Raw genomic sequence first — 11604 nt, 5'->3', positions numbered from 1 at the left:
CCTAGAGAAACGCCTCTCAGGCGCCCTCACCCATGTCCGCACAGGTCAGACCCCAGATTCGTGACTCTAGGACGCTGAATTACGCGGAACACAGGGCTCTGGTTGGCCTGGGTGACGTCCAGGGCCTTGCCGGAGTGTTCGGCGATGAACTTGTAACCGCCCTCGGCGGGTTCCAGGCGGAAGATCTGGTTGGCCCGGCCGGTAGGGGTCCACTGGATCACCCAGCCACCGTCGGCCATGTCGAATTGGGCGATGTCGAGGGCGAGCCCGGACTTCTTGTTGATCAGGGTGGCTCGGGCCGGAATGTCCACAGGGGGTCCTCTCGAACTGGAGGTGGCGGTCCGCCGCCTTGTCTCCATAAGAGACGATCACGCACGGGAAATCACCCTTCGGCCGTGACCGCTTCCGGACAGGGCTCCGCTGCAGGAAGGCGGCGGTGCCCCGTCGGTCACCCTTCCTGGTTGGCCCTCCGCTCATGAACGTGTCCCCAGCCTCGAGGTGGCGGAGTACGCGGGGCCGTCCTATGGGGCCGAAGCGTCCGGCCAGCGTAGAGATCCGAGCTCCGTAGAGCCTCTCGTGCCCACCGGGCGGAACAGCCATCGCCCGGCTCGGCCCCGGTAAGGCGGGATGCCGGGCGCTCGCGCGGCCGTCACAGGCCGATGTTCGCCTTGGCGCCCATGTAGCTTCCCGCTCCTGGCCATCCGGCCTGGGCGAGCTCGGCGAACCGGTCGGTGAAGCCGAGCGCGGGCAGCGCGGTTAGGGGCACGAACTCCACGCCGCGAATGGGAGTGGTGTCGGCGCCCGCCGCGATGTCGCCGACGGTGCCGCCGGTCCGGGCGGCCTCGAACGTCATATGCACGACGTGGGTGGGCTCGGGCGAAGTCCACGGGTTCGACGACGACGCGCGGCTCGGTGTCAATGCTCGTTGACGGTGATCGTCACCGGCGGTCGCGCGCCCCCGCCGAGCGCCTCGACCACCTCGGGCGGAACTTCCAATCCTCGCATGGGCTCGGGTGGCTCGACGACGGCGCGAAACTTCACAATGTGCTCCTCTACTCTGCGTAGGGCTGGTCCTGGGCCTGCTCGCTGTAGCCGAGACTCCAGATGTAGCCGTCCGGGTCGGCGAACGTGCCGCCGTACCCGCCCCACGGCAGGGCGCCGGCGGGCTTGAGGATCGTGGCGCCGGCCTTCTCCGCCTCCGCCATCACCTCGTCCACCCGCGCCTCGCTCCGCACGACGTAGGTGAGCACCAGCCCGCTGAAGCCGCTGCCCTCCGGGCTCGTGCCGGCCAGGCCGGCCAGGCCCTCGCGGCCGTAGAAGCCGACGGGCGAGGCGCCGTCCGACTCGAAGAACACCGAGATGCCGTAGTCCTGCTTGACCTTCCAGCCGAGCCCTTCGGTGTAGAACTGCTTGGCCCGGTCCATGTCCCGGACGCCAAGAAGGATCGAGCTGACGTGTGCCTTCATGTCTTACTCCTATGTATGGATGTTTATGCGGTGCATGGGTGATTTTGCGCCCGGCCTGCCGTCCAGGCAGGGCCCGACGCCACGGGGCACGGGTGCGCGCCGCTGAACCGGTCGCGAGCCTCATGCTCACGGCCTTCTCCTTCGAGCGCTCAGCTCCGGCACCGCCCTCGAGTGCGGTTTGGACGTCTCCTACCTTGGAGCGGTCGCGCGTCTGTATCAACGCGAGATTCCGTATGATTCGATAACTTGGAACTTATGACGCAAATGAGGACAAAGTGGAGATTCGGGATATCGAGATCTTCCTAGCTCTGGCCGAGGAGTTGCACTTCGGCCGGACCGCCACCCGGCTCCACGTGTCCCAAGCCCGGGTCAGCCAGGCCATCAGCCAGCAGGAACGCCGCATCGGCAGCCCGTTGTTCGACCGCTCCAACCGCCGCCAGGTCCGCCTGACCCCAGTCGGACGGCAGTTGCGCGACGACCTACGACCGGTCTACTCGGAACTGAAGCAAAGCCTTGAACGCGCCCGGATGGCCTCCCGAGGCATCACAGCGCGCCTGAGCGTAGGCATGCTGCCCTTCAACGTCCACGATTTCCACCCGTACTGGCAGGCATTCCGCGCGCGGCACCCGCAATGGGAACTTCAGCTACGCCGCGCCCCCTTCATCGACCCGTTCGCCCGGCTCCGCGGCGGTGAGATGGACGTCCTGATCGCCTGGCTACCCGTGGAAGAGCCCGACCTGACCGTAGGCCCGTCGCTGCTCACCGACCGTCGGGTGCTCGCCATCTCCGGCGCCCACGAACCGGCTGGACGGTCCTCAATTCCGCTGGAGGCGCTCGGTGACTTCCGGCACGCCATCGCAACCGACATGCCGGACTACTGGCAGGACAGCTACCTGCCCTTCCACACCCCGCGCGGGCAGGCGATCGAACGCATCGCCCCCATCACCAACGCCGACGAACTGATCGATCTCGTCAGCACTGGCGAGATCGTCCACACCTTTCCCGCACACGTCACGCGGTATTGGTCGATGCCCCACCTCCACTGGCTGCCCATCCCCGACATGCCGCCCCTGACGTACGCCCTGGTGTGGCAGACCGACACCGAAAACGACCTTGTCCGCGCCCTCGCCCAGACGGTCCACGATCTAGGCGCCATCACGGGCTGAGCAACGCCCGCAACCGCGAGTTCGGCGGGACACCTGGTCAGTCTTCTATCAGCGCTGACGGCTGGGTCCCTGACTGTCGTGTTCGCGCAGCAGACGCAGGATGGTCACTAGGCGCTCTCGCGCTCCTCCAAGCCCACAGCGTTCCGAAGCTCGCGCACCGCCCTCGCGTCGGCAGGGCTGTCGGCCATCAGCTCCGCCAGCGCGCTGGCGATCGCGTTGAGCTTGTGCTGCACCGCCGGGTCCGCGCGGGACTGGGTGTTCTGGATCAGCGCGACGAGCAGGAAGGTGATGATGGTGGTGCCCGTGTTCACTAGCAGCTGCCATGTGTCGACGTCCCGGATAACCAGGTAGGACGGCGCCCACAGCACGACCAGGAGCACACACAGCGCGAAGAACCACGGCTTGAACGCGAACGCGGCGACTACGGTGGCGAAGCGGTCGAAGACGCTGAGGCGGCCGTCGATCTCGGAGGGTAGACGCGGGCGAGACGACGGCATGATCCCATCGTAGAAGCCGGGGACAGCTCCCACCCGCTGCCGCTCCCAGCCCTCGCCTGATCTTTCCCTCGTGAGCTGGGAGAACGAGGATGCAGGTCAGAGCGGGCCGGTTGACCGTGACTGCCCGTGATTGACCGCGGTTTCCCGCCTGTTCTGGCACGGATCTGGCACGCCATCGCTCGCCTGTGCTTACGCGTTCGGTGTGACCTCTGATTCGTATATGGGCAGGCGAACGACGCCCCTGCCCTTCGGGGTGGGGGCGTCGCCGTGTCGTCGAGGCGGGCGGGGCCTCAGCCGACCGTGATCGTGCCGTACGCGTAGGCGGTGAGACCGTTCTCGTCCCCATTGTGCCGACGGCCGGTCATGACCTGCCCCGGACCCGCCTGGGTGGAGTGGTTGCTCTCCTTCATCAACTCAGTCCAGTAACGAGAGGTGAGCCGCAGCTCACTTCCGCGCCAGCGCAGCGTGCCGTACTTGTGGCGGGTGTCACCATTTTCGTCCCCCAAGTGCTGCCTGCCGACGATGACCTGGTTACCGGAACCGAGGAAGTACGAGTTGCTCTCCTGCTGCCTGGTATTCCAAGCCCAGTTCTCATGCAGTACCGAGACCCGTTCACCGTCGATGTAGATCCGGCCGCACTGGTTCATGGTCCAGTTGGTCTCGTCCCCATAGTGGGCCCGGCCGATCAGCACCTCGTCCTGCGGGCACTCGAACATGCTGTCCGGCTCCTTGAGGCGAATGAAACTGCCGTAGAAGATTTCGATGTTCGGTGTCGCGGCCTCGAATACCGTCGCGTTTCCGGCCACCACCGCAGACGCGGGCGCTGAGGTCAGGCCGGCCAGGGCGGCCGCCGCTATCGCGACGGTCAGGGCCTTCTTGTACATGTTCATGTCCTCCAGGTTTGTGTTCTGCTTCGTCCGACGTGCGCCGAGAGCACGTGTGCTGGCGGATTACCTCGTCGCGTCCAGGGCAAGGTCGCAGACGGCACTGGAGATCTTCTTGGAGCTGGCTTGCGGTTTCCTTAGGTGATCAGCTTGCGGAGCCTCTGTGAGCGTTTCGGCTACGCCTATGGCCTCGTCCGGGGCATCGCCGAGCTGCTGGTTGTGGGCCGGGCCGTCCAGCACCGAAGGTGCCCGAGGCAAAGGCGCTGACGTGGCCGACGTCGTCGACCCCTACCAGGCCCGCTACATAGCCCACCAGGCGCGCAAGCGCGATACCCTCCTGCGGATCATGCGGGAGCGCCACTCCGACCGCATGTACGACGCCCGCCCCGTCGGCGAGGAACTGCGCGAGCGCGTCCGCGAGGTCATCACGCTGTGCCCGTCGTCGTGCGACCGCCGTGGCGTCGCCGTCCGGGAGGTCGACTCTCGCGACGAGCGCGAGCTGCTGAGCGGCCTGCTGGTGGGCGGCGTTGGCTGGCTCCACCGCGCGCCCTGGATCCTGCTCGTGTTCGCCGACCCGCTCGCCTACAAAGCCGGTGGGGAGATCGCGTGGATGCCGTACCTGGACGCCGGCGTCATCATCCAGCAGGTGATACCCTCGTCAGCGCCGATGGGGAAGAGTAAGCCGAAAAAGGTCGCAGGACAGCACACACCGGGAGCGGGCACGCGTGGCCCCGCCAAGCCTTTCGTGTCATCCGCGACCGTACTGCGACTTCCGACGCCGACACCTCCAACGAGCGGATTTGCTGGCGCTTCTGCCACGCGGACTCCGACGGACCCTGGGGGTTCGGCACCCTTCCGATGGCCGACACCATGACCAAGCTCGTCTCCTTCGAGTCCATGACCATCAACGAGCTGTTCTCCAAGGGAGATGAGCCGGGCAAGCACTACGACGTCGAGGCGCTGCCCACCAGGCAGGCGCGCGACCGTCTGGAGACGCTCGGCTTCTCGGACATGACCCGCATCTCCCGCTTACGGCTGGGCGGCCCCATCCGCCTGTACGGGTTCCTGGAGGACCACTGCTTCCACATCCTGTGGTGGGACCCCACCCACGCCGTCTGGCCGAGCAAGAAGAGGAACACCTGACCGCCGCGGGGATCCAGGGACCTGCGGACCTGGGTCCCCCTCCGCTCCTGACCCCCGCACTACACTGACCGGTAGAGCCGCTGGTCGTGGGCCGGGCCTCCAAGATCATTGGAGGTTGTGGCATGTCCTGCCCGCTGATCGCCAACGCCAGCGTCATCCGCGTCACCCGGGCCGACGGCTGCGGCCACCGGCGTAGTGCTCGATGGCTGAGGTCGCCGAGTCGCTGAGCGTGACGCAACCTCAGCCCCCTACGCCGGCCCTGGGCAGAGGGCCTTCTTGGGCGGCTCGGACGAATGCTCGAACGCGCTCGGTGGTGTTGGTGGTGAGCCACATGGGCCCCCACTGGATGGGCGGCGCATCACCGTCCATAGGTAGGTAGACGATGTCGGGGCGAGGGTAGAAGCGGGCGACGTTCTCGCCGACGGGGAAGACGCCCCGGCCCGCCGCGACGAGAGTGAGGGTCTCGGTGAAGCTGGCGGCCCGTGGTCCTTGCAGAACGGGCTTGCCGGCGGGGGTGTGGGAGGGGTTGCGGTCGGCTTGGAATCTCTCGGGCATGGCGGTGGGCACCAAGATCACCGGGTGATCGGCGAGCACCTCCTGCGACACCGAGTCGCGGGAGGCCAGCGCGTGGCCGGACGCCACAGCCAGCATCCGCGGCTCCGACAGCAGGACTGGCCCGGCGGTCAGGTCGGGGTGGGCGGCGATGAGGAGGTCGGTGATCAGGACGTCGACGGTGCCATCGCGCAGCCGGGGAACGGCGTCGTGGCCTTGGGTTTCGTGGATGTGCACTTCACAGTCGGGGTAGCGGGCGGCGAACTCGCCGACCGCCTTCAGCAGCAGTTGCCCGGCGATGGCGCTCAGGAAGCCGACGTTCAGGTCCCCGATGACCCCGCGCCCGGCGTCGATGGCCCGGCGCACCGCCTGGTCCATGTCGGCGACCAGCGGCGCCAGGTCGTCGGCCAGCCGCCGACCGATCGAGGTCAGGGCGACCCGGCGGCTGGTGCGTTCGAACAGCGGGGCGCCGATCAGGCGTTCCAGTTTCTTGACCGTCTGGCTCACGCTGCCGGTGGTGACCCGCAACCGCTCACCGACGCGCCCGAAGTGCAGTTCCTCGGCCAGAGTCAGGAACACCCGAATCTCATGCCGTTCCAGCATCACGCCCCTCCCTTCAGTTCAACTAAACGATCGTAGTGCTATTTCGCGTTGATCCGCTCTGGTGCCGCGATGCATCGTTGATCACACCTCCCCCGGTGACCGGCAAGAGCCTTGCGGGCGGGGGAGAGAACGCGACCCCACTTTGCAAGGAGTTCTCAATGAGCGCTGCGCGCGAGATCGTGGCCGGGCTGTTCATCTCGCTGGACGGGGTGGTGGAAGCGCCGGAGAAGTGGCACTTCCCCTACCTGAATCCGGAGATGGGCGCGGCCATCGGCCAGATGCACACCGAGGCCGACACCCTGGTGATGGGCCGGGTCACCTACGAGGCGTTCGCCGCGGTCTGGCCGCACCAGACCGGTGAGCTGGCCGACCAGATCAACGGCATCCGCAAGCTGGTCGCCTCCACCACCCTGGCCAAGACCGACTGGCAGAACTCGACCCTGATCGACGGCGACGTCATCGCCGCCCTGACCGAGCTCAAGCAGCGGCCGGGCAAGTGCATCAACCTGTCGGGCAGCATCAACCTGACCCGGGCGTTGCTGGAGGCCGGGCTCATCGACCGCCTGCGGCTGCTGGTGCACCCCATCGTGCTCGGCGCCGGCCAGCGGCTCTTCCCCGAGGGCACCGGGGTGGTTCCCCTCAAGCTCACCCGGTCGGCCACCTTCACCACCGGCGTGATGGACCTGACCTACCAGCCGGCCTGACGCCGCAGACCGCATCACCGGCAAACCATCCCCCAACACAGAACGAGGAAGATCCCATGACGCACACCGTCAGCGCCCCCACCACCCCGACCGTCCCGGCCCGTCCCCCGCACGCCGCCCGTCCGGCGCCCCAACTCCTGCTGAGCTGCGGTATCGCCGCGGGCCCGCTGTTTTTGGCGGTGGGTGTGATCCAGGGCCTGACCCGCGAAGGCTTCGACTTCACCCGCAACGCCATCAGCCAGCTCAGCCTCGGAGACCTGGGCTGGATCCAGGTGACCAACTTCGTGATCGCCGGAACACTGATCATCGCCGGCGCGATCGGGATGCGACGCACACTGCACGGTGGGCCGGGCGGCACCTGGGCTCCCCGGCTGATCGCCGTGTTCGGCACCGCGATCCTGGCCAGCGCGGCGTTCGCCGCCGATCCCGGTGCCGGCTTCCCCGTCGGCGCCCCCGAAGGCGCGACCGCCTCACTCAGCACGAACGGCGCCATCCACATGGTCGTCGGCATGATCGGCTACCTGGCGCTGTGCGCGGCGTTCATCGTGCTGGCCCGGCGCTTCTCCGCCCAGGGCTGGCGTGGCTGGGCGATGGCCTCCCGCATCGTTCCGGTGGTCGTCGTGGCCGGGTTCGCCGGCTCCGCCGCAAGCGTCCTGGTCTTCTTCACCGGGGCGGCGCTGGGCCAGGTGTGGCTCACCGCGACGACCATCCGGCTCGCCACCACACCGCCGACCGGACGGTGACCGCCGAACCCTCGGCCGCTGAGCGGCCGAACCTCCACCAGATGCCCAGCCGGCGACCTGTCAGCCGGCCTGAATCCACCGACTTCACGAGAACGGAAACACCGATGCACAGCACTGAGACCAAGACGCTCCAGGTTCCCGGAGCACGACTGCACTACGAGATCGGCGGGTCGGGGCCGCTGCTGCTGATGATCCCGGGCGCGCCCGCCGACGCCGGGGCACTGGCCGGCCTGGCCGCGCAATTGACCGACCGCTACACCGTCGTCAGCTACGACCAGCGCGGGCTGTCGCGCAGCACCTTGGCAGGCCCGCCCGAGGACCAGAGCGTCGCGGCCTTCAGCCAGGACGCGCACCGCCTGCTCACAGCCCTGGGCGGCGAACCCGCCTACGTGCTGGGCAACAGCGGCGGCGCGCTCACCGCCCTCGACCTGGCGGCGCGTCACCCCGAGCAGGTACGGGCCCTGATCGCGCACGAACCGCCGATCCCGGAACTCTTGGCCGACCGTGAGCATTGGCGGGCGAGGTTCCAAGAGGTTCACGACATCTATCGCAGCCAGGGTTCCGGGGCCGCGATGCAGAAGTTCATCGCCACCATCGAGGGGGATGGTGGCGCTCCTCCAGCGGTGCCCGACTTCTCTCGGATGCCCCCTGAGGCGTTGGAGATGATGGGCCGGATCCAGGGCAACCTGGACTACTTCCTGGCTCACGTGCTGCTGCCGGTGCTGCGCTTCGAGCCCGACATCGCCGTGCTGCGCTCCGGCCCCACGCCGATCGCCGTCGGCGTCGGAGCTGTCTCGCCGGCGGGCGTCCCCCTCCAGTCCGCTCTGGCGCTCGCCGATCGCCTCGACACCAAGGCGATCGAATTCCCGGGCGACCACCAAGGCCTGGCCACCGACGCCGTCGCCAGCGCCGAGATCGTCCACGACACCTTCACCCGAATCGGGGTGTCGGTAACAACCGCGCCACGAACACCGCTTCGTTGACGGCGGGTGGTCGTTTCCATCGGGAGAAGATGGCGGCGGGGTCGCCGGTGTACCAGGCGGTGTCGATGTGGATGCGGTGCATGACCCAGTGTGCTCCCTCTCGTGTCAGGTCGACGGTGTAGCGGTTGGTGAGCAGAGCGTGCTGGTCGCGGTCGACCTTGAGCAGGTGGTGGACCTGTACCAGTGCGGCGAGCCGGGCGGTGTCGCCGTCCACCTGAGCGCGGGGGTTGGTGACCGTGTGGGTGGTGTCGACCCGGCCGGCGAACGTGCTCAGGAGCAGGTTCACGATTGTGTGACGGCCGACCATCAGAGGATGGTCAGCCCCCCACATGGCCGCCACCGAGCGGTAATCCAGCCCAGCGTCGGCGGCGAGTGCCGATGCCAGCAGTTCCCTGTCCTGCGGGTCCAGCCCCAGGCCGAACCGATGCAGCGCGTCAATCACCTCTTGCCGGTCCTTCAACTCACCAACGATGGCCGCTGTATCGAAGGCCGACAGCGCCTGCGTGCCGATCGGGTGCATTTGTCCTGCTATGAGATCGTCGGGGCTTGATCGACAACGGAACGGCCAGTGGCGTTAGCGAGCCGACAAGGGCGGAGTTGCCGCCTCGCCCGAACCCTTTCTCCCGGACCTTCAACAGCGGTGTGCGCGCTCGTCGGGGCCAGCGGCCTGGTCGTCCCTCCGGCGGGGATGCTGAACGGCCTGGTCGACGCCATCGAATGGCTGCGCCAGGAAGGCGCGGGCCGGGAGGTGAAGGGCCACCGGGACGGTTACGACACCGACTGCCCAGCGGAGTGGCTGTACGGGTGGGTCCAGCGCGGTCACCTGCGGCCCGGCCAGAAGCCGCCGGCGCCGCCCCCGTTCCACCGGGTGCTGCACTACCCCCGTACATGACGGGGCAGGACGTCCGCACCTGGCAGGCCCAGATGGCGCGTCGAGGCTGGCAGATCGCCGTCGACGGAGTCTTCGGGGCCGCCTCCCAAGCGGTGGCGGCCGCGTTCCAGCGGGAGAAGGGCCTCCCGGTCAGCGGGCGGGTGAACAGGGGGACCTGGGAGGCGGCGTGGACCGCGCCGACCACGTAGACCGGCGCCGGAGGGAGGCGCCGCGGCGTCAGGCCTCGGCCTCGGCCATGGTGTCGGTTCTGGTGTCCATCGTGGCCGGAGGTGTCGGCGACCCCGTCACGGCCGGGTTCGCCGCGACCTGCTCCCGGACCCAGGCGCTGGCGGGCAGCGGCCAGGTGGGGAAACGTGAAGCGCCCGGCTCGCGCGCCGGGCGCTTCACACCGCACTCCGTGAAAGGGCGCGCCGCTCGCCCCAAGCAAGCGGTCGAGGAGAGCATACGCGGCGCCGCCGGGGGCGACAGCGTCATCCCGCAGGTGTAGTACTCATCTTGCAGTGGGCCGGCCACCTGTGTAGTGTTCATCTCGCAACATCAACACGAGCCTCGGAAGGAGGTGGAGCGACATCGCCATCAGCACCGACATCGACATCGGCACCGTGCGGCTCATCGGCGTCGACGGCGTGATCGACCTGTGGGGCATCACCCGCCCCAAGGCGTACAGCGACAAACGGCGGGGCAAGTGGGGTCCGCCGGACTGGATCGCCACCGGCGCCGACGTCTGGCTCGCCGACCGCTTCGGCCCGGAAGCCGGACAGGTCGACCTCACGCGGATCGATCGCGACGCCCTGCCGCCGCTGCTGGGCAACAAGGAACTCGCGCTCTGCTTCAACGTCTCCGTCCGCACTGTGGAGACGATGCAGGCTCGAGGCCGTCAGGACGTCAAGACCCCTGAGCCCTACGACCGCATCGGCAAAACGCCCGTATGGTGGGCGCCACCCTGGGAGGAATTCGCGCGCCTCACAGGACGCAAGTTCAGCCTCGCCAGACTGCCCCCGCAGTCACAGCGACCGGGCTTCATCCCGTACCCCAAGGCGGAATGAGCCCGCATAGCCACCCATGATCCACATGGGCGGCTTGCACCCGAAGGGGTCCTCTGAAACTCGACCGTCACCCCGGTACAAGGAAGGGAGGAACATGGACATCAGCGCCGACATCGACATCAACACGGTTCGCCTCATCGGCATCATCGGCGTGAGCGACAAATGGAACGTCACCCACTCCCAGGCCCGCCGCGCCTGCGACCGCCTGCGGTGGGGGCCGCCCGACTGCCGCCTGCCGCCTGTGCGGCTGCACGGAGAACGCCGCCTGTCAGGGCGGCTGCGCGTGGGTGCCCAACCCGCTCGGCGTGGATGTCTGCACGGCCTGCGTGCACGTGCTCGCCGTGGTGTACGCGGGCCTGGCCGGCGCTCTGCCGGTCGTGCTCGCCCTGCTGGAGGCCGGCCGCTCCGAGGAGGCGGCGGCCTACCTCGACGACTACTTCGACGAGGCCGAGCGGCTTCTCATCCACGCCTACCTGCCGAACGGGTAGCGTTTCCGGCATGGACCGGATCTTCACCCTGGACGCGGCGCGCGCCCTGCTGCCCGGCATCATCGCCGAGGCGCGGGAGATCGTCGCGGGCCGCGCCGACCTGGCCGAGATCGCCTTCGACCGGGAGGCCGCCGGCCGGTCGCAGCTCGGCGGGCTGCCCGAGATCAAGGCGATCGAGGCGCGCATCCAGGAGACGCTGACCGGCTGGAGCGATCAGGGGATCGAGGTCAAGGGCATCGCGCCGCTGCTGATCGACTTCCCCTCGGTGCTCGACGGGGCGTCGGTGCGGCTGTGCTGGATCGAGGGGGAGCCCGGGCTCGCCTGGTACCACCGTACGGATCTGGGCTTCGCGGGGCGCCGTCCGCTGCCCTGAAGCGTGGCCTACATGTGACCAACTCGCCACCGTGCCCACGGGTCTAACCAGGTGAGCGAAAGGA

At 68.2% G+C, this 11604-nt stretch carries 20 protein-coding genes; 11 read left to right on the top strand and 9 right to left on the bottom strand.

Annotation, left to right across the window (positions count from 1 at the left end):
• Positions 1–26: 26 nt before the first annotated feature.
• The 4 genes from ACIHAD_RS33855 to ACIHAD_RS33840 form a co-directional block, all read right to left on the bottom strand.
• Positions 27–311 carry an RICIN domain-containing protein gene (locus ACIHAD_RS33855; protein ID WP_397358764.1) on the bottom strand — a complete coding sequence of 95 codons (285 nt, stop codon included), beginning with the start codon at positions 309–311 and terminating at the stop codon, positions 27–29.
• A 338-nt stretch (positions 312–649) separates the two neighbouring features.
• On the bottom strand, positions 650–853 hold the full coding sequence (locus ACIHAD_RS33850; RefSeq protein ID WP_397358763.1) for a hypothetical protein: 204 nt from the start codon (positions 851–853) through the stop codon (positions 650–652).
• Positions 854–915: 62 nt separating this feature from the next.
• Positions 916–1041: a hypothetical protein gene (locus ACIHAD_RS33845; protein ID WP_397358762.1), complete on the bottom strand. Its 126-nt coding sequence runs from the start codon at positions 1039–1041 to the stop codon at positions 916–918.
• Between the two features lie 11 nt (positions 1042–1052).
• Entirely contained in the window at positions 1053–1466 is a 414-nt protein-coding gene (locus ACIHAD_RS33840; protein ID WP_397358760.1) for a VOC family protein, read from the bottom strand.
• Between the two features lie 275 nt (positions 1467–1741).
• Between ACIHAD_RS33840 and ACIHAD_RS33835 the strand changes: the two genes are divergently transcribed.
• Positions 1742–2632: a LysR family transcriptional regulator gene (locus tag ACIHAD_RS33835; RefSeq protein WP_397358759.1), complete on the top strand. Its 891-nt coding sequence runs from the start codon at positions 1742–1744 to the stop codon at positions 2630–2632.
• A gap of 107 nt (positions 2633–2739) precedes the next feature.
• Here ACIHAD_RS33835 and ACIHAD_RS33830 read toward each other — a convergent pair whose 3' ends face one another.
• Both ACIHAD_RS33830 and ACIHAD_RS33825 read right to left on the bottom strand, forming a co-directional pair.
• Positions 2740–3129 (bottom strand): low affinity iron permease family protein, encoded by a 390-nt coding sequence (locus tag ACIHAD_RS33830; protein WP_397358758.1) that lies wholly within the window; start codon positions 3127–3129, stop codon positions 2740–2742.
• Between the two features lie 290 nt (positions 3130–3419).
• Positions 3420–4019 carry a hypothetical protein gene (locus tag ACIHAD_RS33825; RefSeq protein ID WP_397358757.1) on the bottom strand — a complete coding sequence of 200 codons (600 nt, stop codon included), beginning with the start codon at positions 4017–4019 and terminating at the stop codon, positions 3420–3422.
• 262 nt (positions 4020–4281) lie between these two features.
• On the opposite strand from ACIHAD_RS33825, the gene ACIHAD_RS33820 reads away from it, so the two are divergent.
• Both ACIHAD_RS33820 and ACIHAD_RS33815 read left to right on the top strand, forming a co-directional pair.
• Entirely contained in the window at positions 4282–4887 is a 606-nt protein-coding gene (locus ACIHAD_RS33820) for a hypothetical protein (protein WP_397358756.1), read from the top strand.
• Positions 4872–5156 (top strand): hypothetical protein, encoded by a 285-nt coding sequence (locus ACIHAD_RS33815; RefSeq protein WP_397358755.1) that lies wholly within the window; start codon positions 4872–4874, stop codon positions 5154–5156. Before ACIHAD_RS33820 ends, ACIHAD_RS33815 begins: the two co-directional genes overlap by 16 nt.
• A gap of 240 nt (positions 5157–5396) precedes the next feature.
• Here ACIHAD_RS33815 and ACIHAD_RS33810 read toward each other — a convergent pair whose 3' ends face one another.
• Positions 5397–6311: a LysR family transcriptional regulator gene (locus ACIHAD_RS33810; RefSeq protein WP_397358754.1), complete on the bottom strand. Its 915-nt coding sequence runs from the start codon at positions 6309–6311 to the stop codon at positions 5397–5399.
• A 158-nt stretch (positions 6312–6469) separates the two neighbouring features.
• Between ACIHAD_RS33810 and ACIHAD_RS33805 the strand changes: the two genes are divergently transcribed.
• The 3 genes from ACIHAD_RS33805 (at position 6470) to ACIHAD_RS33795 (ending at position 8741) form a co-directional block, all read left to right on the top strand.
• On the top strand, positions 6470–7015 hold the full coding sequence (locus ACIHAD_RS33805) for a dihydrofolate reductase family protein (RefSeq protein WP_397358753.1): 546 nt from the start codon (positions 6470–6472) through the stop codon (positions 7013–7015).
• A gap of 56 nt (positions 7016–7071) precedes the next feature.
• Positions 7072–7758 (top strand): DUF998 domain-containing protein, encoded by a 687-nt coding sequence (locus ACIHAD_RS33800; RefSeq protein WP_397358752.1) that lies wholly within the window; start codon positions 7072–7074, stop codon positions 7756–7758.
• A gap of 104 nt (positions 7759–7862) precedes the next feature.
• The gene (locus tag ACIHAD_RS33795) at positions 7863–8741 is read left to right on the top strand and encodes an alpha/beta fold hydrolase (RefSeq protein ID WP_397358751.1); all 879 of its coding nucleotides are present in this window, start codon (positions 7863–7865) and stop codon (positions 8739–8741) included.
• Here ACIHAD_RS33795 and ACIHAD_RS33790 read toward each other — a convergent pair.
• The gene (locus ACIHAD_RS33790) at positions 8689–9261 is read right to left on the bottom strand and encodes a nuclear transport factor 2 family protein (protein WP_397358750.1); all 573 of its coding nucleotides are present in this window, start codon (positions 9259–9261) and stop codon (positions 8689–8691) included. The two genes, ACIHAD_RS33795 and ACIHAD_RS33790, sit on opposite strands and share 53 nt — an antisense overlap.
• A 120-nt stretch (positions 9262–9381) precedes the next feature.
• Here ACIHAD_RS33790 and ACIHAD_RS33785 point away from each other — a divergent pair, with 120 nt between their 5' ends.
• Both ACIHAD_RS33785 and ACIHAD_RS33780 read left to right on the top strand, forming a co-directional pair.
• Entirely contained in the window at positions 9382–9633 is a 252-nt protein-coding gene (locus tag ACIHAD_RS33785) for a hypothetical protein (protein ID WP_397358749.1), read from the top strand.
• Positions 9630–9821: a peptidoglycan-binding protein gene (locus ACIHAD_RS33780; protein WP_397358748.1), complete on the top strand. Its 192-nt coding sequence runs from the start codon at positions 9630–9632 to the stop codon at positions 9819–9821. The genes ACIHAD_RS33785 and ACIHAD_RS33780 overlap by 4 nt, the downstream gene beginning before the upstream one ends.
• A gap of 28 nt (positions 9822–9849) precedes the next feature.
• On the opposite strand, the gene ACIHAD_RS33775 is transcribed toward ACIHAD_RS33780, so the two are convergent.
• Positions 9850–10020, bottom strand: coding sequence for a hypothetical protein (locus ACIHAD_RS33775; RefSeq protein WP_397358747.1), 171 nt, complete (start codon positions 10018–10020; stop codon positions 9850–9852).
• A gap of 215 nt (positions 10021–10235) precedes the next feature.
• Between ACIHAD_RS33775 and ACIHAD_RS33770 the strand changes: the two genes are divergently transcribed.
• From ACIHAD_RS33770 to ACIHAD_RS33760, 3 genes are all read left to right on the top strand, one after another.
• Positions 10236–10679: a hypothetical protein gene (locus ACIHAD_RS33770; protein ID WP_397358746.1), complete on the top strand. Its 444-nt coding sequence runs from the start codon at positions 10236–10238 to the stop codon at positions 10677–10679.
• A 305-nt stretch (positions 10680–10984) separates the two neighbouring features.
• The gene (locus tag ACIHAD_RS33765; protein ID WP_397358745.1) at positions 10985–11167 is read left to right on the top strand and encodes a hypothetical protein; all 183 of its coding nucleotides are present in this window, start codon (positions 10985–10987) and stop codon (positions 11165–11167) included.
• Positions 11168–11177: 10 nt separating this feature from the next.
• Positions 11178–11540 (top strand): DUF2203 domain-containing protein, encoded by a 363-nt coding sequence (locus ACIHAD_RS33760; protein WP_397358744.1) that lies wholly within the window; start codon positions 11178–11180, stop codon positions 11538–11540.
• Positions 11541–11604 lie beyond the last annotated feature (64 nt).

The organism is Nonomuraea sp. NPDC052265, assembly GCF_044547985.1.
Lineage (GTDB): Bacteria > Actinomycetota > Actinomycetes > Streptosporangiales > Streptosporangiaceae > Nonomuraea.
Note: the sequence above shows the minus strand (reverse complement) of the source record. Positions and strands in the feature narration are given on the sequence as shown.